Origin of the sequence: Pseudomonas sp. DE0010, assembly GCF_007680745.1 — a bacterium.
Taxonomy (GTDB): domain Bacteria; phylum Pseudomonadota; class Gammaproteobacteria; order Pseudomonadales; family Pseudomonadaceae; genus Aquipseudomonas; species Aquipseudomonas parafulva_B.
Genome location: NZ_VEJQ01000006.1, coordinates 1 through 26,705, shown reverse-complemented (window position 1 = coordinate 26,705; position 26,705 = coordinate 1). Strand labels below are relative to the sequence as shown.

Here is a 26,705-nt window from a genome sequence, read left to right as displayed (position 1 = left end):
AGAGGACTAGCGGTGGATCGCACTCAGTTAATCAGCAACGCTCGCCATAACCTGGCCGGTCTCGGACGGGGCAACCTCGGCGTGCCGCTGTTGCTGCTGGTGATGCTGGCAATGATGATGTTGCCAATACCACCGTTCCTGCTCGACGTGTTCTTCACCTTCAACATCGCCTTGTCCATCGTGGTGCTGCTGGTCAGCGTGTACGCGTTGCGCCCGTTGGACTTTGCCGCATTCCCCACCATCCTGCTGGTGGCGACCTTGCTGCGACTGGCGCTGAACGTGGCGTCCACCCGTGTGGTCATGCTGCATGGCCAGGAAGGTCACGGCGCCGCGGGCATGGTGATCCAGGCCTTCGGCGATGTGGTGATTGGTGGCAACTACGTGGTCGGTGCGGTGGTCTTCGCCATCCTCATGATCATCAACTTCGTGGTGGTGACCAAGGGTGCGGGGCGTATCTCCGAGGTCAGCGCACGCTTCACCCTCGATGCAATGCCGGGCAAGCAGATGGCCATCGACGCCGACCTGAACGCTGGCCTGATCGACCAGGCGCAAGCCAAGGCGCGCCGCAGCGAAGTCGCCCAGGAGGCTGAGTTCTACGGTTCGATGGACGGTGCCAGCAAATTCGTGCGCGGTGACGCCATCGCTGGCCTGCTGATCCTGTTTATCAACCTGATCGGTGGCATGCTGATCGGCATGTTGCAGCATGGCATGAGCTTCGGCGACGCCGGCAAGGTGTATGCCCTGTTGACCATTGGTGACGGTCTGGTGGCGCAGCTGCCCTCGCTGCTGCTCTCCACCGCCGCAGCCATCATGGTCACCCGTGCCTCGGGCTCGGAGGACATGGGCAAGCTGATCAACCGTCAGATGTTCGACTCGCCCCGGGCCTTGGCCGTGTCCGGCGCCATCATGATCGTCATGGGGCTGGTGCCGGGCATGCCGCACCTGGCGTTCCTGAGCCTGGGTCTGATGGCGGGCGGCGGTGCCTACCTGGTATGGAAGAAACAGCAAAAGACCAAGGTACAGGCCCAGCAGGAAGCGCAGCGCCAGCAAGAGCTGCTGCCGTCGCCACAGCGGGCGGCCGAAACCAAGGAGCTGGGCTGGGACGACGTCACCCCGATCGACATGATCGGCCTGGAAGTCGGTTATCGCTTGATCCCATTGGTCGATCGCAACCAGGGCGGGCAGCTGCTGGCGCGGATCAAGGGCGTGCGCAAGAAGCTGTCCCAGGACTTGGGCTTTCTCATGCCCACCGTGCATATCCGCGACAATCTCGACCTGCAGCCCAGTGCTTATCGCCTGACGTTGATGGGGGTGATCCTGGCTGAAGCAGAGATCTATCCGGACCGCGAGCTTGCCATCAACCCCGGGCAGGTGTTCGGCAGCCTCAACGGCATCGCGGCCCGCGACCCGGCCTTTGGCCTGGAGGCTGTGTGGATCGACGTCGGTCAGCGCTCGCAGGCGCAGTCGCTGGGCTATACGGTCGTAGACGCCAGTACCGTGGTAGCCACTCACCTCAACCAGATCCTGCAGAAGCATTGCCACGAGCTGATCGGTCACGAAGAAGTGCAGCAACTGTTGCAAGTCTTGTCCAAGGCGTCGCCTAAGCTGGCAGAAGAGTTGGTGCCGGGTGTCATTTCGCTGTCAGGCCTTCTCAAAGTCCTACAGGCTTTGTTGTCAGAACAGGTGCCAGTGCGCGATATTCGTAGCATTGCCGAATCCATCGCCAACAACGCGGCAAAGAGTCAAGATACCGCCGCTTTGGTCGCGGCGGTGCGCGTCGGATTGTGTCGCGCCATCGTGCAAAGCATTGTTGGCGTTGAGTCCGAGCTGCCTGTGATAACCCTGGAGCCCAGGTTGGAACAGATCTTGCTAAATAGTCTACAGAGGGCCGGGCAAGGTCAGGAAGACGGAGTGCTTCTTGAACCAAGCATGGCCGAAAAGCTGCAGCGTTCACTGATCGAAGCCGCACAGCGCCAGGAGATGCAAGGCCAGCCGGCCATCCTCCTGGTGGCCGGCCCGATCCGGGCCATGCTGTCGCGTTTCGGTCGGCTGGCCGTACCGAATTTGCATGTGCTGGCGTATCAGGAAATACCGGACAACAAGCAAGTCACCATCGTTGCCACCGTGGGCCCTAATGGCTGAGGTAGTGGATAATGCAAGTTAAGCGATTCTTCGCCGCTGATATGCGTCAGGCCATGAAGCTGGTCCGCGATGAGCTGGGCGCTGATGCGGCCATCATCGGCAATCGCCGTATCGCAGGCGGCGTTGAACTGACCGCCGCGCTGGACTACAAGCTGTCCGCCCTGGCGCCTCGGGTACCGAACGTCGAACTCGAAGAAGAGCTGCGCAAGACCCACACGCGCATCGCCACGGCCAAGGCCGAGCTCGAACAGCGCCCGGACAGCAGCGACAGCAATCGCCAACTGTTCGCCGGTCAGTCGCTCACGGCGGCCGAGCCTTTGGTCGAGCCGCACGTTGACGCCCCGCAGCCGGCCACCACCGCAAGCAGCCAGGCCTCGGTGGACCCGCGCCTGTTCGATGCCATGCGCTCTGAGCTGTCCGGCTTGCGCGAGCTGCTGGAAGTGCAACTGGGGTCGCTGGCCTGGACCCAGTTGCAAGGTAGCAAGCCGCAGCAGGCCACGTTGTGGCGCCGGCTGCAGCGCATTGGCCTGTCTGGCCCCATCGCCCGTGAATTGCTCGAGCTGACCAAGGACATCGAAGAGCCTCGCCACGCCTGGCGTATGCTGCTGGCGCACCTGGCGCGCATGATCCGTACGCCCGACGTGGAACCGATCGAGGACGGCGGTGTGATTGCCGTCGTCGGCCCGGCCGGCATGGGCAAGACCACCACCCTGGCCAAGCTCGCGGCGCGCTATGTGCTCAAGTACGGCGCCCATAACCTGGCGCTGGTGAGCATGGACAGTTTCCGTATCGGGGCACAGGAGCAGCTCAAGACCCTGGGCCGAATCCTGAATGTGCCGGTGACTTATGTCGATCCCGGCCAGTCGTTGGCGGCGGCGCTCGAGCCTCTGCTGCGCAAGCGCGTGGTGCTGATCGATACGGCGGGCCTGCAAGCCAGCGACCCGGCCTTGCGCATGCAGCTCGATACCCTGGCCGGTCGCGGCATCGCGGCGAAGAATTACCTGGTCCTGGCCACCACCAGCCAGAAGCAGGTGCTGACCGCGGCCTACCACAGCTACAAGCGCTGCGGGCTGGCCGGCTGCATCCTGACCAAACTCGACGAGTCGGCAAGCCTGGGCGATGTCCTGAGCCTTGCCATCAGTTTCCGACTGCCCGTGGCCTACCTTACCGATGGGCCGCGTATCCCGGACGATCTGCACCTGCCCCGTGGGCACCAGCTGGTCACCCGCGCGGTCAATGTGCAGCAGCAGGACGAGCCCAGCGAGGAGGCCATGGCCGACATGTTCGCTGATCTCTACCACAACCCACGGCGAGCGGGTTGAAAATGAAATGTGTGCAAGGTAGCTATGCCGAGGGATACGCAGCATTGCCCTTCGTGTGGCCTGAGTCCCAGCGAGACAAGGTAAAGAACAGACATGGGTAGCATGCATCCCGTACAGGTAATCGCCGTGACCGGTGGCAAAGGTGGCGTCGGCAAGACAAATGTTTCAGTGAACCTGTCTCTTGCGCTGGCCGAGCTGGGCCGCAGGGTCATGCTGCTCGACGCCGACCTGGGGCTGGCCAATGTCGATGTGTTGCTGGGCCTTGCGCCCAAGCGCACGCTGGCCGATGTCATCGAAGGGCGTTGCGAACTGCGCGATGTGATGCTGCAGGGCCCAGGCGGTGTGCGCATCGTCCCGGCCGCTTCGGGCACCCAGAGCATGGTGCACCTGGCGCCTGCCCAGCATGCGGGCTTGATCCAGGCGTTCAGCGAAGTCGGCGACAACCTCGACGTGTTGGTGATCGATACCGCTGCCGGCATCGGCGATTCGGTGGTCAGCTTCGTGCGCGCGGCCCAGGAAGTGCTGCTGGTGGTCTGCGATGAGCCGACTTCGATCACCGACGCCTATGCGCTGATCAAGCTGCTTAACCGTGATTACGGCATGAACCGCTTCCGGGTGCTGGCCAATATGGCCCAGAGCCCTCAGGAGGGGCGTAACCTGTTCGCCAAGCTGACCAAGGTCACCGACCGCTTCCTGGATGTGGCGCTTCAGTATGTGGGCGCCGTGCCTTACGACGAGTGCGTGCGCAAGGCGGTCCAGAAGCAACGCGCCGTGTACGAAGCGTTCCCGCGCTCCAAATGCGCCCTGGCCTTCAAGGCCATCGCGCAGAAGGTCGACAGCTGGCCGCTGCCCGCCAACCCCCGTGGCCATCTGGAGTTCTTCGTCGAACGCCTGGTGCAGCCGACCAGTGCAGGTTCGATGTCATGAGCGCCAGCGGCTTCAAGATGTACAGCCGCGCCTCGAAAGACGCGCAGTATGAGCTGATCGAGCGTTATGCGCCGCTGGTCAAGCGCATCGCCTACCACCTGTTGGCGCGACTGCCGGCCAACGTGCAGGTCGAGGACCTGATCCAGGCGGGCATGATCGGTCTGCTCGAGGTCGCCAACAAGTATGACGCCAGCAAGGGCGCCAGTTTCGAGACCTATGCCGGCATCCGCATTCGCGGGGCCATGCTCGACGAGGTGCGCAAAGGCGATTGGGCGCCGCGCTCGGTGCACCGCAACACCCGCATGGTCAGCGATGCCATGCGTGCGGTCGAAGCCAAAACTGGCCGCGACGCTAAAGATCATGAAGTTGCTGCCGAACTCAAGTTGAGCCTCGATGATTATTACGGGATTCTCAACGACACACTGGGCAGCCGCCTGTTCAGCTTCGACGACCTGTTGCAGGACGGCGAGCACGAAGGCTTGCATGAGGATGGCGTCAGCGGCCAGGCCGAACCTGCCCGTGGGTTGGAGGAAGAGCGGTTCCAGGTCGCGTTGACCGAGGCCATCGCCAACCTGCCGGAGCGCGAGCGCCTGGTGCTGGCGCTGTACTACGACGAGGAACTGAACCTCAAGGAGATCGGTGAGGTCTTGGGGGTCAGCGAGTCGCGGGTCAGCCAGTTGCACAGCCAATGCGCCGCGCGCCTGCGCAGCCGCCTGGGGGAATGGCGGGCCCGTTGAGCCCGCCGTCGTCGTTGCCGTTTTCCACGTTGTACCGAATCGATTGAGTGCGCGCTCGGGGCCGAGCGCGTTTGAGACTGCTTGGAGGTCTAATTGGACAAGAACATGAAAATCCTCATCGTCGACGACTTTTCGACGATGCGGCGCATCATCAAGAATCTGCTGCGTGACCTGGGCTTCGCCAACACCGACGAAGCCGATGACGGCACGACGGCGCTGCCGATGCTCGAAAGTGGCCATTACGATTTCCTGGTAACCGACTGGAACATGCCAGGCATGTCCGGTATCGACCTGCTGCGCAAAGTCCGCGCCAGCGACAAGCTCAAGACCTTGCCGGTGTTGATGGTGACCGCTGAAGCCAAGCGCGACCAGATCATCGAGGCCGCCCAGGCAGGCGTGAATGGCTATGTGGTCAAGCCGTTCACCGCCCAGGTGCTCAAAGAAAAGATCGAGAAGATCTTCGAACGCGTCAACGGCTGAGTCACGTCAGGGGGCGCGCCATGAGTTCATCACACACGTCATTGGGCGAGTTCGAATCGACCCTCAAGAAGCATGCCCAGGAGTTGGTCGAAAGCCTGGAGCGCGGACGGTTCGGCGAGGCGGTGCAACTCATTCACGAGTTGAACCAGACCCGCGATCGAGGGCTGTACCAGGAAGTGGGCAAGCTGACCCGCGAACTGCACAGCGCCATCGTCAGTTTTCAGATCGACCCGACCATACCCCAGGCTGAGGAGGTGTCGCAGATTACCGACGCCACCGAACGCCTGTCCTATGTGGTCAAGCTCACCGAAGGGGCGGCAAACCGCACCATGGACCTGGTCGAGCAAAGCACGCCTGTGCTCAACGACCTGGCCAGCGAGGCCAAAGCGCTGAGTGCCGATTGGCAGCGCTTCATGCGCCGCGAAGTGAATGCCACGGAGTTTCGTGACCTGGCCAAGCGCGTCGACGGTTTCCTGGCACACAGCGCTGAGGGTAACCGCAAGGTGGCCGGCCATCTCAACGACATCCTGCTGGCCCAGGATTACCAGGACCTGACCGGGCAGGTAATCAAGCGCGTCACGGCGTTGGTGACCGAGGTGGAAAGCAACCTGCTGAAACTGGTGATGATGGCCAGCCAGGTCGACCGCTTTGCGGGCATCCAGCATGACCAGGATCAATTGCGCGCAGAAAAAGATCGAGAAAAACATCCGACTCGGGGTGAAGGTCCGCAGATTCATGCCGATAAGCGTGAAGACGTCGTGTCCGGTCAGGACGATGTCGATGATCTGCTATCCAGCCTGGGTTTTTAAGGAGCACCTTTGATGAGCTTCGGCGCCGATGAAGAAATCCTTCAGGATTTCCTGGTAGAAGCCGGTGAAATACTTGAGCAATTGTCCGAGCAGCTGGTCGAGCTTGAAAGCCGCCCTGACGATGCCGACTTGCTCAATGCGATTTTTCGCGGTTTCCACACTGTAAAAGGGGGCGCCGGCTTCCTCCAGCTCAATGAGCTGGTGGAGTGCTGCCATATCGCCGAGAACGTGTTCGACGTGCTGCGCAAAGGTGAGCGCCGGGTCGATGCAGAGCTGATGGACGTGGTGCTCGAAGCACTGGATGCCGTCAATGGCATGTTTGCCCAAGTGCGTGAGCGCAGCGAAGTGACACCGGCCACGCCAGAACTGCTGGCAGCCCTGGCGCGTCTGGCAGAGCCTGGCAGCGCCGACGCGGCCCCGGCGGCGCCCGTGCCGGTTGAGCCCGCGCCTGTGCAGCAGGCACCGCAAGCGACCGAGGCGGACATCACTGACAGCGAATTCGAGCAGCTGCTCGATTCGCTCGACGCGGTAAAGGCCCAAGCCGCAGCGGCCGAGCAGATGCCTGCCGAGCCCGTCAGCGGCCAGGGTGACGACATCACCGATGCCGAATTCGAGTCGTTGCTCGACCAGTTGCATGGCAAAGGCCAGTTCAGTGCCGAAGTGACCGCCCAACCGGTGGCTGCCGCGGCCGAGCCGGTCAGTGACGAAATCACCGACGCCGAGTTCGAGTCGCTGCTGGACCAGTTGCATGGCAAAGGCACGTTCCAGGCTGATGCCTTGCCCGCAGCCAAGGCTGCGACGCCTGTCGAGCCAGCGCCTGCCACCACGGGCGACGACATCAGCGAACACGAGTTCGAGGCGTTGCTGGACCAGCTGCATGGCAAGGGCAAGTTCAATGGCGACGTGGCTGGCGTCGAAGCACCTGCCAGTGTTCAGGCCGCAGCCCCAGCCAAGGTCGAAGCGCCGGCAGTCAGCCGTCCTGCTGGCGCTGCGGCACCTGCTGCAGCGCCCAAGCCTGCTGCTGCCCCACGGGCGCCGGCGGCGAGCGCCGACAAGCACGCGGTCAGCGAAGCGGAAACGACCGTCAGGGTCGACACCGCGCGCCTGGACGAGATCATGAACATGGTCGGCGAACTGGTGCTGGTGCGTAACCGTCTGGTCCGCCTGGGCCTGAACAGCGGCGATGAAGCCATGTCCAAGGCCGTGTCGAACCTCGATGTGGTCACCGCCGACTTGCAGACGGCGGTGATGAAGACGCGCATGCAGCCGATCAAGAAAGTGTTCGGCCGCTTCCCGCGCCTGGTGCGTGACCTGGCGCGGCAGTTGAAGAAAGAGATCAACCTTGAACTGGTGGGCGAAGAAACCGACCTGGACAAGAACCTGGTCGAGGCGCTGGCCGACCCGCTGGTGCACTTGGTGCGCAATGCCGTGGACCATGGGGTGGAAATGCCCGATGAGCGCGAGGCCGCGGGCAAGGCGCGCACAGGGCGCGTCGTATTGTCTGCCGAGCAGGAGGGTGACCATATCCTGCTGTCGATTTCCGACGACGGCAAAGGCATGGACCCGAACGTGCTGCGTGCCAAGGCCGTGGAAAAGGGCCTGATGGACAAGGACGCCGCCGACCGTCTGAGCGAGTCGGACTGCTACAACCTGATCTTCGCCCCAGGCTTTTCTACCAAGACCGAGATTTCCGACGTCTCTGGGCGGGGCGTGGGCATGGACGTGGTCAAGACCAAGATTTCCCAGCTCAACGGCTCGATCAACATCTACTCGGCCAAGGGGCAGGGCTCGAAGATCGTCATCAAGGTCCCGCTGACCCTGGCGATCATGCCGACCTTGATGGTGATGCTGGGCAACCAGGCATTCGCCTTCCCGCTGGTCAACGTCAACGAGATCTTCCACCTGGACTTGTCGCGCACCAACGTGGTCGATGGTCAGGAAGTGGTGATCGTACGGGACAAGGCGTTACCGCTGTTCTACCTCAAGCGCTGGCTGGTCCAGGGCCAGGTGCATGAAGAACAGCACGAAGGTCACGTGGTGATCCTGTCGGTCGGCACCCAGCGCATCGGCTTTGTCGTCGATCAACTGGTGGGCCAGGAAGAAGTGGTAATCAAGCCACTGGGCAAGATGTTGCAAGGCACCCCGGGCATGTCCGGGGCCACCATCACCGGCGACGGTCGCATTGCGCTGATTCTCGACGTCCCGAGCATGCTCAAGCGTTACGCCGCGCGGCGTATTTGATCTCGGTGGCGTCCCCCTGGCCGGGGGCGCCACCTAACGGAGTGTTTATGGCAGTCAAGGTCCTGGTGGTGGATGATTCCGGTTTCTTCCGCCGCCGCGTCTCGGAAATCCTCTCGGGGGACTCGACGATCCAGGTAGTGGGCACTGCAACCAACGGCAAGGAAGCGATCGACCAGGCGCTTGCGCTCAAGCCCGATGTGATCACCATGGACTACGAGATGCCCATGATGGATGGCATCACGGCGGTGCGGCACATCATGCAACGGTGCCCGACGCCTGTGCTGATGTTCTCGTCGCTCACCCATGAAGGTGCCCGGGTCACGCTCGATGCGCTCGATGCCGGGGCGGTGGACTACCTGCCGAAGAATTTCGAAGACATTTCGCGCAACCCCGAGAAGGTCAAGCAGATGCTGTGCGAGAAGGTGCATACCTTGTCGCGTAGCAACCGCCGCATGACCAGTTACGCCCGCCCGGCGCCCGCGCCCGCTGCGGCCCACGCGCCGGCACCCTCAACGGCCACGAGCGCTGCAGGGCCGGCCCCGGTGCGAAGCGCCGCCGCGCCCGTCAGGCCAGCCGCTGCGCATTCACCAGCGCCCAAGCGCAAGCCGTACAAGCTGGTGGCCATCGGCACCTCGACTGGGGGGCCGGTGGCCTTGCAGCGGGTGCTGACGCAATTGCCAGGCAATTTCCCGGCGCCGATCGTGCTCATCCAGCACATGCCGGCAGCCTTCACCAAAGCCTTTGCAGAACGCCTGGACAAGCTGTGCCGCATCAGTGTCAAGGAAGCCGAAGATGGCGACATCCTGCGTCCCGGGCTTGCGCTGTTGGCGCCCGGCGGCAAGCAGATGATGATCGATGGCCGTGGCACCGTGAAGATCCTGCCCGGTGACGAGCGGCTCAACTACAAGCCCTGCGTGGATATCACCTTCGGCTCGGCAGCCAAGTCCTATGGCGACAAGGTCCTGTCCGTGGTGCTGACCGGCATGGGCGCGGACGGCCGGGAAGGGGCGCGCCTGCTCAAGCAGGCGGGCAGCACGGTGTGGGCACAGGATGAAGCCAGCTGCGTGATCTATGGCATGCCCATGGCGATCGTCAAGGCCAACCTGGCCGATGCGGTGTACAGCCTGGACGATATTGGCCGGCACCTGGTGGAGGCGTGCGTCTGATGGACGTGCTCAGCCTGATCGGCCTGATCCTGGCTTTTGTCGCTATCGTGGGCGGCAATTTCCTCGAAGGCGGCCACGTGGGCGCCCTGATCAACGGGCCGGCAGCGCTGATCGTATTGGGCGGTACCCTGGCGGCCGCCTTGCTGCAATCGCCGCTCTCATCGTTCAAGCGCGCCTTGCAGATCCTGCGCTGGATCCTGTTTCCACCGCGGGTCGATCTGCCGGGTGGGGTCGATCGGGTCGTGAACTGGAGCCTGACGGCGCGCAAGGAAGGCCTGCTCGGACTGGAAGGGGTGGCCGATGGCGAGCCCGATCCCTACGCGCGCAAGGGCTTGCAGTTGCTGGTCGACGGTGCCGAGCCCGAAGCCATTCGCAGTATCCTCGAAGTGGATTTCCTGACCCAGGAAAGCCGTGACCTGCAGGCCGCCAAAGTCTTCGAGAGCATGGGCGGCTACGCGCCGACCATCGGGATCATCGGCGCGGTGATGGGCCTGATCCACGTCATGGGCAACCTGGCCGACCCGGCGCAGCTGGGCAACGGCATTGCCGTTGCGTTCGTGGCGACCATCTACGGCGTTGCCAGTGCCAACCTGATCCTGTTGCCCATTGCCAACAAGCTCAAGGCGCTGGTACTGCGCCAGTCGCGCTACCGGGAAATGCTCCTCGAAGGCCTCTTGTCCATTGCCGAAGGCGAGAACCCGCGCTCGATCGAGCTGAAGCTGCAAGGCTTCATGGAGTAGCCCATGCGTCGTCGCCGTCATGCCGAGGAGCCGGAAAACCACGAGCGCTGGCTTGTGTCCTACGCGGACTTCATCACCTTGCTGTTCGCCTTTTTCGTGGTGATGTATTCGATTTCCTCGGTCAACGAGGGCAAGTACAAGGTGGTGTCCCAAGCACTGCTGGGGGTGTTCAATGACCCTGAGCGCAGCATGAGGCCCATTCCCATCGGGGATGAGCGCCCGTTGACCGTGCGACCTGCCCAGCCCTTGGTCAAGGACAGCGAGCAGCCTGACGCTGGCGTGTCGACCGCCAGCAACGACCCGCTCAAGACCATCGCCAATGAGGTGCGCGACGCTTTTGGCGACCTTATCAAGGGTGATCAGATGACGATTCGGGGTAACGAGCTGTGGATCGAGATCGAGCTCAATTCCTCGTTGCTGTTCGGCAGTGGCGATGCCATGCCCAGTGACAATGCGTTTGCCATCATCGACAAGGTGGCGGCCATACTCAAGCCGTTCGCCAACCCGGTGCACGTCGAAGGCTTCACTGATAACCAGCCTATCCGTACCGCGCAGTACCCGACCAACTGGGAGCTATCCTCGGCCCGCGCCGCCAGTATCGTCCGGCTGTTGGCCATGGGCGGCGTGAACCCCGGGCGCATGGCATCGGTGGGCTATGGCGAGTATCAGCCTGTGACGGGCAACGATACCCCTGAAGGGCGGGCCCGCAACCGGCGCGTGGTGCTGGTGATATCCCGCAACCTCGAGGTGCGCCGCAGCTTGACCAGCACCGGTGCTGCCAATGCCACGCCCGATGCTGCACTGCGCCGGGCTGGCACACAAAGTGCACCGGCAAGCTCAGCAGCGGTGGCAGGGCAGTGACTCGTCAATTCTCTGTCGCCCCATTGGCGGATGTCCACGCGCGGCGCTTGACCGACAGCCATCCAAGCCTTTCATTTTCCAGCAAGGCAGCGGGCACACCATGCTCGCTGCCTCACCCACGGATAGAGTTTGCCTGATGAGAGTCTGGGCAGTAGCCAATCAAAAAGGTGGCGTCGGCAAGACCACCACCACCATCGCCCTGGCTGGCCTGCTGGCCGACGCCGGCAAGCGCGTGATCGTCGTCGATCTTGATCCACATGGGTCGATGACCAGCTATTTCGGGCATAACCCCGATGCGCTGGAACACAGCTGCTACGACCTGTTCCTGCACAAGGGCAGCGTTCCGGATGGGCTGCCGGGGCAGTTGCTGTTGCCCACCAGTGACGAGCGCATTTCACTGCTTCCCTCCAGCACCGCCCTTGCCGTGCTGGAGCGTCAATCGCCTGGCCAGAACGGCTTGGGGCTGGTCATCGCCAAGAGTCTGGCGCAGCTGTGGCAGGACTTCGACTTCGCACTGATCGACAGCCCCCCTTTGCTGGGGGTGTTGATGGTCAATGCGCTGGCGGCCAGCCAGCAACTGGTCATCCCGGTTCAAACAGAGTTTTTGGCTGTCAAGGGGCTTGAGCGCATGGTCGGCACCCTGGCCATGATCAACCGCTCCCGGCGCCAGGCGCTGCCGTACCAGATTGTGCCGACGTTGTTCGACCGGCGTACCCAGGCCTCCCTGGGAACGCTCAAGTTGCTGCGCGATGCCTACGGCGAACAGGTATGGCAGGGCTATATTCCTGTGGACACGCGGCTGCGCGATGCGAGCCGCCAGGGCGTCACGCCGTCGCAATTCGACAACAAGAGCCGAGGGCTGGTGGCCTATCGGGCGCTGCTCAAGCACTTGTTGACCTACAAGCCCGCGGCGCAGGTGGCCTGATGACACAAACACGGCAAGTGAGCAGCAAGCCTCAGTTGGCGCTGCAGTCGTATCTCGACGGCCTGCTCCAGGAAGCCACCGAGCCCCTGGAGGCGCTGCCAGCGTCAGACACGGCAGATGACTTCGCCCAGGCGGTGCGCCAGGAGCAGGCCCGCGATGGGCGCGAGCCAGACCAAGCCACCCAGGCAAAACCGGCACCTGCCACACCTGAACGGCCGTTCGCCGAGCCCAGGCTTGCGGTATTGCCTAGCGTGATACCGGTGCAGCCGCCGGTGGTGGCGGTAGTAGAACAGGCAGTGGTGGCAGAGGCCAGCATCCCGGTCCTGATCGATACGCCGACCGTAGCGCCGGCAATGCCTCTAGTGGACGTCCACCTGCCCGCACCGGACGTACCCGTACCGCCGGCCACCGTCGATGGGCGTCCGGCCTGGGCTGCCGAGCCGTTCGAGTGCCTGCTGTTCGATGTGGCCGGCTTGACCCTGGCCGTACCGCTGGTGTGCCTGGGCTCGATCTATACCTTGGCCGATCGCGAGCTGACGCCGCTGTTCGGGCAGCCCGAGTGGTTCCTGGGCATCCTCACGTGCCAGGCTGGCAACCTCAAGGTGCTCGACACCGCGCGCTGGGTCATGCCCGACCGCTATCGCGACGATTTCCGGCAGGGCCTGCAATACGTCATTTCTGTCCAGGGCTATGAATGGGGGCTGGCCGTGCATCAGGTCAGCCGCTCGCTGCGCCTGGACCCGTCCGAGATCAAGTGGCGCAGCCAGCGGGGCCAGCGGCCGTGGCTGGCCGGCACGGTCATTGAACACATGTGTGCACTGCTGGACGTGGCGGAGCTGGCCGAGTTGATCGCCAGCGGCGCCGTCAAGCAGCTGCACGCCAAACCGCACATCACACCGAACACACCGCCAAAGGCGGATTTCAAGGGGTAGGGGAATGAAAAAGTCGTCCGCACAAGGTTCTGAAGATCCGATCCTGCAGTGGGTTACCTTCCGTCTGGACAACGAGTCCTACGGCATCAATGTGATGCAGGTGCAGGAAGTGCTGCGCTACACGGAAATCGCCCCGGTGCCGGGTGCGCCCAGCTATGTGCTGGGTATCATCAACCTGCGCGGCAACGTGGTGACCGTGATCGACACGCGCCAGCGCTTCGGGCTGATGCCAACCGAAGTCACCGACAACACCCGCATCGTCATCATCGAGGCTGACAAGCAAGTGGTCGGCATTCTGGTCGATAGCGTTGCCGAGGTGGTGTACCTGCGCCAGTCCGAGATCGAAACCGCGCCCAACGTGGGCAACGAAGAATCGGCCAAGTTCATCCAGGGCGTGTGCAACAAGAACGGCGAACTGCTGATTCTGGTCGAGCTGGACAAGATGATGACCGAGGAAGAGTGGTCGGAACTGGAGAACATCTGACTTGATTTTCGAGGTCGGCGTCATCTTACTGGCCCTGCTGTGGGCCTTGAGCCTGTGGTTCTTCCTGAACTACACCAAGCGTCAGCGCGAGCTGGCTGCTCAGCAGGCCATTGGCGATGCCCTGCGCGACCAGCGTATCAAGGACCTCGGCAAGCGGCTCGATGATTACCAGAACGTCACCGTGCGCATGGGCGACGCCATCCATGAGCTGCGCGGTGCTGTGGCCACGCTGCCCGACCGGTTGGAACGGCTTGAGCAGCGTGACCCTAGCAGCGTCACCTTCACCCAGGCTGCACGGCTGGTCGGCATGGGTGCCAGCGTGTCGGAGCTTACCGAAACCTGCGGCCTGACCCAGGCCGAGGCCGAGCTGATGAGCAAGCTACACCGCAATGACTGAACATCAGGGCGACGCAAGTCGCCCTGTGCATTTCAGGGTTTGCCCCAGGAATGGTAGTTGCCCACGCGGGCAACACGGTTCAATGCCAGGTCGTGTGCTACGGCTGACTTGATTTGCGCTTCTTTGCCTTCAAGCAAAAACAATGGCTTGCTCTGCGGCAGGGTCAGCAGATTGCTGAGCTGGCGCAAGCGCTGAAGCCTGGGGAGGTGTTGATCGACCACGTCGTTGAGCACCCCTGGGCCTGTGAGGTGGTTCAGGCGTCTGGCGTATGCCTTGAAACCTGGCATGTCGGTCGTCGGCCGATGCTGATAGAAGTCCCCATTGGCCTGGTAGCGTGCATGCATGGCCTCGCTGATCGCTTGCAGGTTGGGGTTGCCTGGATGGCTGCCAATCATGTTGCTGTTGTAGTGGCAATGCATACCAAGGGTGTCGTTGTTTGCCGGGTCCCCCAGAATGAAACCATCCGGGGTCGTGGCCAGGTCTACAGCCTCTATGGCTGCACGCGCGGGATCCTCCGGCGCCTCGGGATGGGCAAGCACCGCATCGTCCACATCCATGTAGATCCCACCCTCTGCGTGCAGCATCGGGTAGCGCAGAATGTCCGATGCCGAGGAGAAATTGGCCCCGGGGGCGCTGACGGCATCCTGATATTGTTCGAAATAGGGGCTTTCGCTGAAACGGGTGTAGAACGGTTGGTCCTCCAATGGCAGCACCTGCAGATTAGGCGCGCGCTGACCGAGGACCTGACGGTTGGCTTCGAATGCCTGGGGGTCCGCCTTGGACAGGTACAAGCGGTAAGTGAACGGGCTGTTGCTCAGGCGCTCGGCGTTGGCCGCCAGGTTATCCACCAGTTCAGGCGCTATGACTTTGTTGCCGACCCAAAGGCTGGAGATGGTTTTTGGAATTGGGTGCACGGCATCCTGGGCCACGGGGGGCATTTCAATCGGTAACGGCAGATCGATACCAAGCCCCTTTAAAGTCGCCGAGCGCATCTGATCGGTCACTGGGCGTGTCGTGACATCGATCCGGGCCAAGCTGCGCCGCCCGGGCATAGCTTGGTAGTAGGCCGGGTTGAGGTCATTCAGGGTCTGTTCGGCGATGAAAGCGTCGTGCTCGCTGTCGTAGAGCACCGTCATGTTGTAGCCGCCCACTTCGGTCTGCAATTCCGCAGGCCCGTCCTCCCTGACCGGTATGCGCACGACCGAACGCGCTACAGGGCTATCGTCACCCCGGATTGGCTCGACGGCGTTATCGAAGAACGCACCGATCTCGGGTTCTGCAAAATGGGGTGGATTGATCGGGCTCAGTGGGTAACCCAGCTGATCGTTCAAACGTGTTGGCGTGAAGAATCGCACGCGCTGTGGGGAGAACACCTTGGTCGCGCGTGTCGCCGCTTCGGCAGCCAGAGGCAGGGCGTTGAGCAAACCATACACCGTATTAGAAACACCCTCGGCCTTGTCCTCCAGCGTTTTGCCATGGATGGCCTGGTCCAGGCCAAGCCCGAACTGCGCCACGCCTGCCAGGGCGAGCATGGGTGCCACTGCCGGGACCACGATTGCCAAGGGCGCCAGCAAATTGATCGAGGCAACCAGATAGCCGCGCCATTTTGCCTTGGTTACGGCCTGGTCACTGGTAATGATGAAGTCGGCATCGGCATAGCTGCGTTTGCGTTGGCGCTCGGTAAGCGCCGTGAACAGGTCGCCTTCGATCAACGGGCTGTATTTTTTGGTGTTGTAGTACACGTATTCCCTCGGCGGCCAGGGGCCGTCGGTTGTGAAACCCGGTCGGTTGGGCGATCGGTAATGGGTCGCAGGATATGCGCCCAACCCTTCAAGCGCAGTGTCCAAACCGCTGAAGTCGAGCCCATCGGGCGTGTCGGCCAGCCGAAAGTAGCGGCGCAGGGCCTGACGTTTTTCCGGATCGCGGCACTGTTCACCGAACCAGTCCTTCATGGCGCCCAGGCTGCCGAACTCATGGAAGGGCGAAACATTGCCTGGCAGATAGAGCAGGACCTTGCGCCGCTTCTGGTCGGCAATGCCGATCAGGTCGGTGGCCGCGTAGCCATACACATTCAGCACTCTGATCCTCAGGCTGTCAGCGCGGGGCGCCAGGCCTGCGGCTTCCCAGAGCATCTGTCGGCCTGCCTCGCTGAGCGAACCTTCCTGGACTTGCTTGTTGCAGGCCGCTACGAAGCCGATTTGCAGCGATTGCCGGTGGCTGTCACTGGCTTTGTGCCAATACTCGTCGAGCATCGCGACAAAACGAGCATGGAAGTCCAGGTCCCAGACGTATTGCTGCATGGCCTCGACGTCTAGGGGCAGGTGGGTAGTGATGTCATAGCGCCTGGGTTCGGTGCGGCGGAACAGCCCATTGAACACGGAATAGGCCGCACCTTGCTCCCATGGCCCCAGGTGGGGCAAGCGCTCGACAATGCTTAGCGGGTGGGCAGGAAGATGGCCGGCCCAGCCGCCAGGGAAAAGCTGGCCGACCAGATTCTTGCTGTTTTCCCCTTGCCAGTTGGACATGACCGCTTCGGTCAGGGACATGCATTGCACCACCACCGCCTGGTCGCCTCTGTAGTGCAGTACGACCACATCCGTTTGATCGGGGTCCAAGTCATGGCCCTGGCGGCGTGCCCAATCGCGTATGTCGCTGGCGGCCTGGCGGTCGGGGCGGGGGATGTGTTGCAGGTGGCCGCGCACGTAGCGCAGGCCAACCGAATTGACACGTGTATCAGCCATGGTCATCGACTCATGCAGTAAAAGGAGCCGATACAGTGTCGGCCCTGTCGTCGCATGAGGCCTTAGCCGATTACTACCCTTCGGGCAGGCGCAAGTGCCTGGGCGTAACGTCGCGTGGTTGGGCCGGAGCATCGTCGAAGCCCGGTGGCACTTTGCCGCGTAACTGCCAGGCGAACGCGATGATTTCGGCGATGGTCAGGTACAACGCCTCGGGAATCTGCTCGCCCAGCTCAAGGCGTGCCAGCAGGCGCACCAGCTCCGGGTTTTCGTAGATGGGCACTTCATGTTCGCGCGCCAGGGCCAGGATGGCCTCGGCCAGTTCATCGTCGCCCTTGGCGCTGAGTGTGGGCGCCTGTTGTCCATCGTAGCTCAGTGCTACGGCCTGGCGGGGGGTAGGGGTACTCATGCGTTTTCGTCCACCCAGCGTTGTTCGACCCGTGTACGGGGGCCCTGCACAGGTGCGCCGGGGTAGCAGTGCAGCTCATCGACCTCGAGGCCGCGCGCCAGCAGCCGTGCGCGCAGTGCGTCAAGCTGCTGCTCGATTAGGCGAGCGGTCGGTTCGCGCTCGGCCCACATCTGGCCGTTGAGACGGCCCTGAGTCAATTGGGCCTGGACCTGCAGCGGGCCGAGCGGCGCCAGGTCGAAAGCCAGCTCGATGCGCCACAACGGTTGCAACGCCTCAGGGGTCTGGTGCTCGCGGTCGGCCTGCTGTTGAGGGGTTTCTTCGCGCTGAAGCTTGACCTGCAAGGGCACGAATTCCTGCCCGTGGCGAATGGGCACTTCGGTCTGCCAGGTGGTTTGCAGGTTGCCGTTTTCCAGTGTGCCGCTTTGCTGCAGGCTGCTCATGGCGTGGCTCTGCAGGCGCGAAACGGCAGCTGCAGCCAAGCGAAGCAATTGCTCCAGATCACCTTCGTCTTCCAAGGCCTGCAACAGTCTCGAGGGTAGCGGGAACGCGCCCGGCTGGGGCTTGGGGCTTACCCGTTCGAGCGTACCCAGCGCGTTTCGGACCAGCGCCGGCAAGGTCGCTGCCAGGCTGGCCGGCGGTGGCCCAAGGGCAGCGTTGGTGCTGATCTGGGTAATGAGTTGAAGCATGTTGGCCTTGAGGTCGGCGCCCAGCCCCGCAGTGGTCCCGGTCATCAGTTTTGCCTCCAGAAAGGTGCCGCTGTTGAGCAGCGCCTGCGCAACGGCTTTGCCATCACCCAGTTGCTGGGCCGTCGGCAGCGCGCCAAGCAGGCGCTCAATCGTCGTGCGCAGCGGGCTGTCAGCCGCCGGGTCGCGCGCCAACTGTTGCAGGCCGGCCAACAGGCTCGGGAGCGAGGCCTGGCGATTTTGCTGGCTGCCCAGATGCTGGGCGATACCCAGTTGGTCCTGCCTGCCGGCCAAGGGGACGAACTGCAAGGACTGGTCACCCTGCACGCGTGCACTGAGCAGGCTGCCGACCGCCAACGGCCTGGGGCTGTCCACGGCCAGCACGGCACCTGCCTGGGCGGTATTCAGAAGGCTCACCAGCGCCCGGTAGCTGGCAGGCTGGCCAGGGGTTTCGGGAAGCACCTGGTTGGTCAACACTTTACCCTGCAACAGACTGCCGACCGGTACCCGGGCGGTGTCCAGGCGCGTCAGGGTTGAAACCTGGCTGGTACTCGCCTGCTGCAGCAAGATGGCCAGCCGGCCGGCTTCGGGCTGGCTCACGGTCACCTGACTGCCCTGGGGCAAAGGCTGGCTGGCGCTGGCTTGCAGTTGGGTCTGCAGGCCGTTGGCTTGCAGCAGACGCAAAACCAGCTGAAACTCCTGGCCGGTCTGGCGCATGGCAACCACTTCAGCCTGCGCGGTCTCGCCAGGGCCCAGCAAACCGGGCTGGGCCTGGCTAAGGCGCAGCAGTTGACCGGTCATCGCCGCCTTGATTGCCTGGGCGCCGTTCAGGGTTTGCGGGCCGAGACTATTGATTTCAGTCATGATTGTATACAACCTTAGGAGCCCAGCCTCTTGGCAGCCTGGCTGTGCATGTAATAATGCCGCCCGCCCGTGATTGCCAGTATAACGGCAGCGCACCGGGCGACTTGAGTGGCAGGGCTTCGGTTAGCGTCATCCGAACCCTAGAACGATAAGGCAGAACCGTGACTCTTCATCTTCAAGCCGTGGGCCTGGCCTGCGAGCGCGACTGGCGCCTGCTGTTCGAGCACCTTGCCTTCGAACTGCGGCCAGGCGACATGCTACAGATCAGCGGCCCCAACGGCAGCGGCAAGACCAGCCTGTTGCGCCTGCTGGCTGGCCTGATGCAGCCGACCGCCGGTCAGATCCTGCTCGGTGGACGTCCGTTGGACGAACAGCGGCATGTGTTGGCCAGCATCCTGGTGTGGATTGGCCATGCCGCGGGCATCAAGGAACTGCTCACCGCCGAAGAGAACCTGACCTGGCTGTGCGCGCTGCACCGTCCAGCCAGCCGCGAACAGATCTGGCAGGCCCTGGCTGCCGTCGGGCTGCGCGGTTTCGAGGACGTGCCTTGCCATACCTTGTCGGCCGGGCAGCAACGCCGCGTGGCCCTGGCGCGCCTGCATCTGGCAGCCGCACCGTTGTGGATTCTGGACGAGCCGTTCACTGCCCTGGACAAACAGGGCGTCGCGGACCTGGAGGCCCATCTGGCCGCCCATTGCGAGCACGGTGGCACCGTGGTTCTGACCACCCACCACACGCTGTCCCACACGCCTGCGGGCTACCGAGAACTCAACCTGGGGCAGTGGGCAGCATGAGCGTCTTTACCTTGTTGTTGCGACGCGAAGCGCGGTTGCTGTTTCGCCGGCCTGCGGAGCTTGCCAACCCGCTGGTGTTCTTCGCCATCGTGGTGGCCTTGTTCCCCTTGGCCGTCGGGGCGCAGACCCAGATGCTGCAGAACCTGTCCCCGGGGCTTGTGTGGGTGGCTGCACTGCTGGCGGTGCTGTTGTCCCTGGACGGGCTGTTTCGCAGCGATTTCGAAGACGGTTCGCTGGAGCAGTGGGTGCTCTCGCCGCATCCGCTGGCACTGATGGTGTTGGCCAAAGTGCTGGCGCATTGGCTGTTCTCCGGGCTTGCGCTGGTGTTGCTGGCACCGTTGCTGGCGCTGATGCTCGGCCTGCCAGGGCACTGTCTGCCAGTGCTGCTGGGCTCGCTGCTGCTGGGCACGCCGGTGTTGAGCCTGCTGGGCGCGGTGGGCGCTGCGCTAACGGTCGGCCTCAAGCGCGGCGGTTTGTTGCTGGCGTTGCTGATTCTGCCGTTGTATATCCCTGTATTGATCCTGGGCAGTGGTGCATTGCAGGCGGCGTTGCAGAATATGCCCGCCACCGGCCACCTGCTCTGGCTCGCCAGCCTGACGGCCCTGGCCGTGACCCTGGCACCCTTTGCGATCGCCGCCGGCCTGAAAATCAGCGTCGGCGAATAACGAGCCTGGGCTTTGAAGCCTGGCCAATACCCTGGATGCACCCTGATGAAAATGAGCTGGACGTGGTTTCACAAGCTGGGCTCTCCAAAATGGTTCTATGCCATTAGCGGGCGCATGTTGCCGTGGCTGTCCATCGCTGCCGGGCTCTTGTTGGTGGTCGGCGTGGTCTGGGGGCTGGTCTTCGCGCCCCAGGACTACCAGCAGGGCAACAGCTTTCGCATCATCTACATCCATGTCCCGGCCGCGATGCTGGCCCAGTCCTGCTACGTTCTGCTGGCGGTGGCCGGTGTGGTGGGGCTGGTGTGGAAGATGAAGCTGGCCGATGTCGCCCTGCAATGCGCTGCCCCCATCGGCGCCTGGATGACCGCCGTGGCGCTGGTGACCGGGGCCATCTGGGGTAAGCCAACCTGGGGCAGTTGGTGGGTGTGGGATGCGCGCCTCACCTCGATGCTCATCCTGTTGTTCCTGTACTTCGGCATCATTGCGCTTGGCCAGGCAATCAGTAATCGTGACAGCTCGGCAAAAGCCTGCGCCGTGCTGGCCATCGTTGGCGTGGTGAACATTCCCATCATCAAGTATTCGGTCCAGTGGTGGAACACGCTGCACCAGGGCGCCACCTTTACCCTGACCGAAAAGCCTGCGATGCCCGCCGATATGTGGTTGCCGTTGTTGTGCACGGCGCTGGGCTTCTACTGCTTCTTTGGCGCGGTGCTCTTGATGCGCATGCGCCTTGAGGTGCTCAAGCGCGAGGCACGCGCCAGTTGGGTGAAGGAAGAGGTATCGAGCAGCCTGACTGGGAGGGTCGTGCCATGAGTTTCGCCAGTTTCGGTGATTTCATCGCCATGGGTCACCACGGCCTTTATGTGTGGTCGGCCTACGGCATCTGTGCCGCAGTGCTGGCGCTCAACGTCGCCGTGCCGGTGTTGGCCCGGCGCCGCTACCTGCAAGAAGAGGCGCGCCGCTTGCGCCGGGAGAAAACGCAGTGAATCCGCAGCGCAAGAAACGCCTGTTGCTCATCGTCGGTCTGCTGGTCGGCGTCGGGGTTGCCGTGGGCTTTGCCCTCACTGCCTTGCAACAGAACATCAACCTGTTCTATACCCCCACCCAGATAGCCAATGGCGAGGCACCGCTGGATACGCGCATCCGCGCCGGCGGCATGGTCGAACAGGGCTCGGTGCAACGCTCCTCCGACTCGCTTGACGTGCGCTTCGTGGTCACCGATTTCAACAAGTCCGTACCCATCACTTACCGCGGCATCCTGCCGGACCTGTTCCGTGAGGGGCAGGGCATCGTGGCCTTGGGCAAGCTCAACGGCGACGGCGTGGTGGTGGCCGACGAAGTGCTGGCCAAGCATGACGAAAAGTACATGCCCCCTGAAGTCAGCAAGGCGCTGAAAGAAAGCGGCCAGGCGGCAACCCAGACGGGGGCGCGGCCATGAACGCAGCCTTGGTGATACCCGAACTCGGCCAACTGTCGATGATTCTGGCCATCTGCTTCGCGGCCGTGCAGGCCAGCCTGCCGCTGCTCGGGGCGTGGCGTGGTGACAGCTTGTGGATGAGCCTGGCGCGGCCCGCAGCCTGGGGGCAGTTCGCCTTTCTGACGTTCGCGTTCGCGTGCCTGACCCATGCCTTCATGACCGACAACTTTTCGGTTGCCTACGTGGCCAGCAACTCGAACAGCGCGCTCCCGTGGTACTACAAGTTCAGCGCGGTCTGGGGGGCGCATGAAGGCTCCCTGCTGCTCTGGGCGCTGATTCTGGGGGGCTGGACCTTCGCCGTGTCGGTGTTCTCGCGGCAATTGCCCCAGGTGATGCTCGCCCGCGTGCTGGCGGTCATGGGCATGATCAGCGTGGGCTTTCTGAGTTTTTTGATCATCACCTCCAACCCGTTCCAGCGCCTGCTGCCGCAGGTGCCTGTCGACGGCCGGGACCTCAACCCGCTGCTGCAGGACATTGGCCTGATCGTGCATCCGCCAATGCTGTACATGGGCTACGTCGGTTTTTCGGTCGCCTTCGCCTTCGCCATCGCCGCCCTGCTCGGCGGGCGTCTGGATGCCGCCTGGGCCCGCTGGTCGCGGCCCTGGACCCTGGTGGCCTGGGCTTTCCTGGGCGTGGGTATCACCCTGGGTTCCTGGTGGGCGTATTACGAACTGGGCTGGGGTGGCTGGTGGTTCTGGGACCCGGTGGAAAACGCATCGTTCATGCCCTGGCTGGTAGGGACGGCGCTGATCCATTCCCTGGCGGTGACGGAAAAGCGCGGGGTGTTCAAGAGCTGGACCGTCCTGTTGGCCATCGCTGCGTTCTCACTGAGCCTGCTGGGGACGTTCCTGGTGCGGTCCGGGGTTCTCACCTCCGTGCATGCCTTTGCCGCCGACCCGTCGCGCGGCATTTTCATCCTGTTCTTCCTGCTGTTCGTGGTCGGCGGCTCACTGACCCTGTTCGCCCTGCGTGCGCCGGTGGTCAAGAGCCAGGTGGGGTTTGCCCTGTGGTCGCGCGAAACCCTGCTGCTGGCGAACAATCTGGTGTTGGTGGTCGCGGCATCGATGATTTTGCTGGGCACCTTGTACCCGCTGGTGCTCGATGCCCTGACCGGCGCCAAGCTCTCGGTAGGCCCGCCCTATTTCGATGCCCTGTTCCTGCCGCTTATGGCACTGCTGATGCTGGTGCTGGGAGTAGGGGTGGTGGTGCGGTGGAAAGATACGCCTGGCAAGTGGCTACTGGGCATGATGACGCCGGTCCTGGTCGGCAGCGCCGTGCTGGCGCCGGTGGCGGGCCTGATCGTCGACGATTTCGACTGGCAGGTGCTGGCCACGTTCGCCCTGGCCGCCTGGATAGTGCTCGGGGGGTTGCGCGATGTGCTCGACAAGACGCGCCACAAGGGGCTGCTCAGGGGGCTGCTCGGTCTTGGGCGCAGCTATTGGGGCATGCAGCTCGCTCACCTTGGGCTTGCGGTGTGTGCCCTTGGGGTGGTGCTGTCGAGCAACAATAGCGCCGAGCGTGATCTGCGCATGGCCCCGGGCGAAAGCGTGGAGCTGGGGGGATATCATTTCCTGTTCCAGGGCGCCAAGCACTTCGAGGGGCCCAACTTCATTTCCGACAAGGGCACGGTGGTGGTCAGCCGCGAGGGTCGCCTTGTGGCCACCCTGCACCCGGAGAAGCGCCTGTACACCGTGCAGCAGTCGATGATGACCGAGGCCGGGATCGACGCAGGGTTTACCCGCGACCTGTACGTGGCCCTCGGGGAGCCTCTGGAAAACGGTGCCTGGGCGGTGCGTGTGCACATCAAGCCCTTTGTACGCTGGATCTGGCTGGGCGGTCTGTTGACTGGCCTGGGCGGGTTGCTGGCGGCCCTCGACCGGCGCTACCGCGTCAAGGTCAAGTCCCGGGTGCGTGAGGCCCTGGGTGTGTCTGGAGCAGTTGCATGAAACGTTGGTTGATGGTCGTGCCCCTGGCGGTGTTCCTGCTGGTGGCGGTGTTCCTGTACAAAGGTTTGTTTCTCAAGCCTGATGAATTGCCCTCGGCCATGATCGGCAAACCGTTCCCGGTCTTTTCGCTGGCTTCCACCCAAGGCGACCGTACGCTTACCCAGGCAGACTTGCAGGGCCGGCCTGCGCTGGTCAACGTCTGGGCCACCTGGTGTGCGTCGTGCAAGGTCGAGCATCCTTATCTCAACCAGCTGGCTTCCCAGGGTGTGGTCATCTATGGGGTGAACTACAAGGACGACAACGCCGCAGCGCAGAAGTGGCTGACCGAGTTCCACAACCCCTACCTGCTGGACATCAGTGACGAGCAGGGCAGCCTGGGGCTGGACCTGGGTGTCTACGGTGCGCCGGAGACGTTCCTGATCGATGGCGATGGGGTGATTCGCTACAAGCATGTGGGCGTGGTCGACGCCAGTGTCTGGCGCGAGCAGTTGGCGCCACGCTACCAGGCGCTGCTCGACGAGGCGACGCCATGAAGCGCTGGTTCGCAGCCCTGACCTTGAGCCTGTGCGTCGGTGGGGTGGCCAAGGCCGCCATCGATACCTATCAGTTTCGTGACCAGGCCGAGCGTGAGCGCTATCAGCAACTGACCAAGGAATTGCGCTGCCCAAAGTGTCAGAACCAGGATATCGCCGACTCCAATGCACCCATTGCGGCTGACCTGCGCCGGGAAATATTCCGCATGCTGGGTGAGGGCAAGAGCAACCAGCAGATCGTCGACTTCATGGTCGACCGTTACGGTGATTTCGTGCGCTATAAGCCTGCGCTGAGCGGCCGTACCTGGTTGCTCTGGTTTGGCCCGGGCATTCTGCTGGTCGGCGGGTTCGCCGTATTGGCGGTGATTGTGCGGCGTCGTCGCCTGGCGGCCGTGCAAGGCACTGATGAATTGTCAGCCGAGGAGCGCGCACGGCTGGCCAACCTGCTGGAAAAAGAACGCACCCATGACTGAATTCTGGCTTAGCGCGGGCTTGTTGCTGCTCGCGGCCCTCAGCTTTCTGCTGATCCCGACCCTGCGTGGCCGTCGCCACCAGCAGGAGCAAGACCGCACGGCGCTCAACGTGGCGCTCTATCAGGAACGCATCGCCGCGCTGGCCGCGCAGCAAGCAGCGGGTGTGCTCGATGACCTGCAATTGAGCCAAGGCCGTGACGAAGCCGCCCGTGAGTTGCTGGCCGACACCGAGGGCGCCGAACCCGCCAGGCAGCGTCAATTGGGCAAGGCCTTGCCGTTGCTGGCAGCGGTTCTGGTGCCGCTGCTGGCGTTGGGGCTGTACCTGCACTTCGGTGCGGCGGACAAAGTGGCCCTTACCCAGGAATTTGCCCAGGCGCCTAAGTCGATGGAAGAAATGACGGCACGCCTGGAGCGAGTGGTTCAGGCACAACCTGAGTCGGCCGAGGCGGTGTACTTCCTGGGCCGTGCCTACATGGCCGAACAACGCCCTGCCGAGGCGGCCCGCACGTTCGAGCGCGCAGTAGCCCTGGCCGGTCGCCAGCCCGAGTTGCTGGGCCAGTGGGCCCAGGCCCTGTATTTCGCGGCCGACAAGCGCTGGAGTGGGCAACTGCAGGCATTGACTGACGAGGCGCTGAAAGCCGATCCCAATGAGGTCACCAGCTTGGGGCTGCGTGGCATTGCGGCATTTGAAGGTGAGCGCTACCAGGAGGCTATCGAGTACTGGAAGCGCCTGTTGGCCCAGTTGCCGGAAGGGGATGCGTCGCGCGCTGCATTGCAGGGTGGCATTGACCGTGCAGCTGAGCGGTTGGGCACTCAGTCAGCTCAGGTGCCGGCACCTGCTGCGGTGCGTTTGAAGGTGCGGGTGGAATTGGCGCCGGCTTTGCGGGACAAGGTCAAGGCACAGGACACCGTCTTCATTTTTGCCCGCGCCAGCAGCGGCCCGCCCATGCCACTTGCCGCCAAGCGGGTGACGGTGGCGCAGTTGCCTATCGAGGTCGAGCTTTCAGATGCAGATGCGATGATGGCGCAGATGAAACTGTCCGATTTCGCCGAAGTCCAACTGGTTGCGCGCGTTTCCAAGGACGGGCAGCCGACCCGCGGCGAGTGGGTTGGCCAGAGCGCGCCTTTGCCCAACACGACCCAGGCCCAGCAGCGCCTGATCATCGACAGCCCTGATTCGTAAGAGAGTTTCCTATGCACGCGACGGTACGCCTTACCCTGATCACCCTGGCGCTGGGTTTGTCGGCCTGTACGGTGCATGGGCCTTCTTCGCAGCCTGAGCCCGAACCGCCGATCGAACGGCTGCCGCCCAAGGGGCCGGTGGTCAAGCCGCTGCCGGGTGGGCAGCCTGCAGGGCCTGCGAGCAAGCCTGCACCCCCAGCCAAACCAGTGCCGCGCACCTCGGCAAGCTTTGCCCCGCCGCCGGGCGGGGCGAGCCACTGGGACCCCAAGTTGGGCGTGTATGTGCTGGACAAAAAACCCAACACGTTCTACCGCCAGCGGACGTATTACCGGTTCGACAACGGCTGGAGCTGGTCGGTGAGCCCGGATGGGCCTTGGCAGCAGACCGATAGCAGCGGTGTTCCAGGGGGGCTGGGGCGGGCGTTTGGGCAGTAGATTTTTTGGCACCGCACCGGCCGCGATGGGCCGCACAACGGCGTTAGTTGTGTAAGTGGTACAGCCAAAAAACCGGGGCCGCTGCGCGGCCCATCGCGGTACAAGACCGCTCCTACACGAAATGGGGTAGCCCTGTAATGTTGTGCAAGGCAGTTGCACCGCAAAGAGCAAGATGAATCCTTAGTACTTAAGACACTTCATACAAAAGAGCCTAAGTGCCATCGAGGCCGTCAATCTTGATCTTGATCTTGATCTTGATCTTGATCTTGCTTCTAAGCGCGCGGTAGTTCAGGCGCCGCAGATCGCGACTTCAGGAGGCCGAGCGCAGGGCTTGCGGAGGGAG

27 protein-coding genes are annotated in these 26,705 nt (G+C 63.1%); 24 read left to right on the top strand and 3 right to left on the bottom strand.

What is annotated here, in order from left to right; all coding sequences use genetic code 11:
• Positions 1 to 12 precede the first annotated feature (12 nt).
• The 14 genes from flhA to FS767_RS06405 all read left to right on the top strand — a co-directional run bounded on the left by flhA (position 13) and on the right by FS767_RS06405 (position 14,163).
• A complete protein-coding gene (flhA, locus tag FS767_RS06470) occupies positions 13 to 2,142 on the top strand; it encodes a flagellar biosynthesis protein FlhA (protein WP_058606080.1) in 2,130 nt (709 codons plus the stop codon).
• 11 nt (positions 2,143 to 2,153) lie between these two features.
• The gene (flhF, locus tag FS767_RS06465; protein WP_058606081.1) at positions 2,154 to 3,464 is read left to right on the top strand and encodes a flagellar biosynthesis protein FlhF; all 1,311 of its coding nucleotides are present in this window, start codon (positions 2,154 to 2,156) and stop codon (positions 3,462 to 3,464) included.
• Positions 3,465 to 3,557: 93 nt separating this feature from the next.
• Positions 3,558 to 4,391, top strand: a complete 834-nt coding sequence (fleN, locus tag FS767_RS06460; RefSeq protein WP_023533996.1) for a flagellar synthesis regulator FleN — start codon at positions 3,558 to 3,560, stop codon at positions 4,389 to 4,391.
• Complete coding sequence (gene fliA, locus FS767_RS06455; protein WP_023533945.1) at positions 4,388 to 5,128, top strand: RNA polymerase sigma factor FliA; 741 nt, start codon at positions 4,388 to 4,390, stop codon at positions 5,126 to 5,128. Before fleN ends, fliA begins: the two co-directional genes overlap by 4 nt.
• A 105-nt stretch (positions 5,129 to 5,233) precedes the next feature.
• Positions 5,234 to 5,608 carry a chemotaxis response regulator CheY gene (locus FS767_RS06450; RefSeq protein WP_167339335.1) on the top strand — a complete coding sequence of 125 codons (375 nt, stop codon included), beginning with the start codon at positions 5,234 to 5,236 and terminating at the stop codon, positions 5,606 to 5,608.
• A gap of 20 nt (positions 5,609 to 5,628) precedes the next feature.
• Complete coding sequence (locus FS767_RS06445) at positions 5,629 to 6,417, top strand: protein phosphatase CheZ (RefSeq protein WP_144964618.1); 789 nt, start codon at positions 5,629 to 5,631, stop codon at positions 6,415 to 6,417.
• Positions 6,418 to 6,429: 12 nt separating this feature from the next.
• Positions 6,430 to 8,658 carry a chemotaxis protein CheA gene (locus FS767_RS06440; protein ID WP_144964617.1) on the top strand — a complete coding sequence of 743 codons (2,229 nt, stop codon included), beginning with the start codon at positions 6,430 to 6,432 and terminating at the stop codon, positions 8,656 to 8,658.
• Positions 8,659 to 8,705: 47 nt separating this feature from the next.
• A complete protein-coding gene (locus FS767_RS06435; RefSeq protein WP_144964616.1) occupies positions 8,706 to 9,824 on the top strand; it encodes a chemotaxis response regulator protein-glutamate methylesterase in 1,119 nt (372 codons plus the stop codon).
• On the top strand, positions 9,824 to 10,564 hold the full coding sequence (locus tag FS767_RS06430; RefSeq protein WP_023533970.1) for a flagellar motor protein: 741 nt from the start codon (positions 9,824 to 9,826) through the stop codon (positions 10,562 to 10,564). The genes FS767_RS06435 and FS767_RS06430 overlap by 1 nt, the downstream gene beginning before the upstream one ends.
• Before the next feature lie 3 nt (positions 10,565 to 10,567).
• A complete protein-coding gene (motD, locus tag FS767_RS06425; RefSeq protein ID WP_144964615.1) occupies positions 10,568 to 11,425 on the top strand; it encodes a flagellar motor protein MotD in 858 nt (285 codons plus the stop codon).
• Positions 11,426 to 11,561: 136 nt separating this feature from the next.
• The gene (locus tag FS767_RS06420) at positions 11,562 to 12,350 is read left to right on the top strand and encodes a ParA family protein (RefSeq protein ID WP_023533944.1); all 789 of its coding nucleotides are present in this window, start codon (positions 11,562 to 11,564) and stop codon (positions 12,348 to 12,350) included.
• Entirely contained in the window at positions 12,350 to 13,282 is a 933-nt protein-coding gene (locus FS767_RS06415) for a CheW domain-containing protein (RefSeq protein ID WP_144964614.1), read from the top strand. Before FS767_RS06420 ends, FS767_RS06415 begins: the two co-directional genes overlap by 1 nt.
• A gap of 4 nt (positions 13,283 to 13,286) precedes the next feature.
• On the top strand, positions 13,287 to 13,766 hold the full coding sequence (locus FS767_RS06410; protein ID WP_003254393.1) for a chemotaxis protein CheW: 480 nt from the start codon (positions 13,287 to 13,289) through the stop codon (positions 13,764 to 13,766).
• A gap of 1 nt (position 13,767) precedes the next feature.
• A complete protein-coding gene (locus tag FS767_RS06405) occupies positions 13,768 to 14,163 on the top strand; it encodes a DUF2802 domain-containing protein (RefSeq protein ID WP_023533917.1) in 396 nt (131 codons plus the stop codon).
• Between the two features lie 32 nt (positions 14,164 to 14,195).
• On the opposite strand, the gene FS767_RS06400 is transcribed toward FS767_RS06405, so the two are convergent.
• The 3 genes from FS767_RS06400 to FS767_RS06390 all read right to left on the bottom strand — a co-directional run bounded on the left by FS767_RS06400 (position 14,196) and on the right by FS767_RS06390 (position 18,857).
• Entirely contained in the window at positions 14,196 to 16,904 is a 2,709-nt protein-coding gene (locus FS767_RS06400; protein ID WP_144964613.1) for a dermonecrotic toxin domain-containing protein, read from the bottom strand.
• 73 nt (positions 16,905 to 16,977) lie between these two features.
• The gene (locus FS767_RS06395; RefSeq protein WP_144964612.1) at positions 16,978 to 17,310 is read right to left on the bottom strand and encodes an EscU/YscU/HrcU family type III secretion system export apparatus switch protein; all 333 of its coding nucleotides are present in this window, start codon (positions 17,308 to 17,310) and stop codon (positions 16,978 to 16,980) included.
• Entirely contained in the window at positions 17,307 to 18,857 is a 1,551-nt protein-coding gene (locus tag FS767_RS06390; protein ID WP_144964611.1) for a flagellar hook-length control protein FliK, read from the bottom strand. Before FS767_RS06390 ends, FS767_RS06395 begins: the two co-directional genes overlap by 4 nt.
• A gap of 161 nt (positions 18,858 to 19,018) precedes the next feature.
• Here FS767_RS06390 and ccmA point away from each other — a divergent pair, with 161 nt between their 5' ends.
• From ccmA to FS767_RS06340, 10 genes are read left to right on the top strand one after another with little or no spacing between them, the layout of a single operon-like run.
• The gene (gene ccmA / locus FS767_RS06385; protein WP_144964610.1) at positions 19,019 to 19,651 is read left to right on the top strand and encodes a cytochrome c biogenesis heme-transporting ATPase CcmA; all 633 of its coding nucleotides are present in this window, start codon (positions 19,019 to 19,021) and stop codon (positions 19,649 to 19,651) included.
• Positions 19,648 to 20,316, top strand: a complete 669-nt coding sequence (ccmB, locus tag FS767_RS06380; RefSeq protein WP_058606092.1) for a heme exporter protein CcmB — start codon at positions 19,648 to 19,650, stop codon at positions 20,314 to 20,316. The genes ccmA and ccmB overlap by 4 nt, the downstream gene beginning before the upstream one ends.
• Positions 20,317 to 20,361: 45 nt before the next feature.
• Positions 20,362 to 21,129, top strand: coding sequence for a heme ABC transporter permease (locus FS767_RS06375; RefSeq protein WP_144964609.1), 768 nt, complete (start codon positions 20,362 to 20,364; stop codon positions 21,127 to 21,129).
• The gene (ccmD, locus tag FS767_RS06370) at positions 21,126 to 21,302 is read left to right on the top strand and encodes a heme exporter protein CcmD (RefSeq protein ID WP_023533952.1); all 177 of its coding nucleotides are present in this window, start codon (positions 21,126 to 21,128) and stop codon (positions 21,300 to 21,302) included. The genes FS767_RS06375 and ccmD overlap by 4 nt, the downstream gene beginning before the upstream one ends.
• Positions 21,299 to 21,754: a cytochrome c maturation protein CcmE gene (ccmE, locus tag FS767_RS06365; protein WP_058606094.1), complete on the top strand. Its 456-nt coding sequence runs from the start codon at positions 21,299 to 21,301 to the stop codon at positions 21,752 to 21,754. The genes ccmD and ccmE overlap by 4 nt, the downstream gene beginning before the upstream one ends.
• An 11-nt stretch (positions 21,755 to 21,765) precedes the next feature.
• On the top strand, positions 21,766 to 23,739 hold the full coding sequence (locus tag FS767_RS06360; RefSeq protein WP_178102718.1) for a heme lyase CcmF/NrfE family subunit: 1,974 nt from the start codon (positions 21,766 to 21,768) through the stop codon (positions 23,737 to 23,739).
• A complete protein-coding gene (locus FS767_RS06355; protein WP_023533963.1) occupies positions 23,736 to 24,272 on the top strand; it encodes a DsbE family thiol:disulfide interchange protein in 537 nt (178 codons plus the stop codon). Before FS767_RS06360 ends, FS767_RS06355 begins: the two co-directional genes overlap by 4 nt.
• Positions 24,269 to 24,745: a cytochrome c-type biogenesis protein gene (locus tag FS767_RS06350; RefSeq protein WP_058606096.1), complete on the top strand. Its 477-nt coding sequence runs from the start codon at positions 24,269 to 24,271 to the stop codon at positions 24,743 to 24,745. The genes FS767_RS06355 and FS767_RS06350 overlap by 4 nt, the downstream gene beginning before the upstream one ends.
• Positions 24,738 to 25,928, top strand: a complete 1,191-nt coding sequence (gene ccmI / locus FS767_RS06345) for a c-type cytochrome biogenesis protein CcmI (protein WP_144964607.1) — start codon at positions 24,738 to 24,740, stop codon at positions 25,926 to 25,928. Before FS767_RS06350 ends, ccmI begins: the two co-directional genes overlap by 8 nt.
• 11 nt (positions 25,929 to 25,939) lie before the next feature.
• Complete coding sequence (locus tag FS767_RS06340) at positions 25,940 to 26,362, top strand: hypothetical protein (protein WP_144964606.1); 423 nt, start codon at positions 25,940 to 25,942, stop codon at positions 26,360 to 26,362.
• Positions 26,363 to 26,705 lie beyond the last annotated feature (343 nt).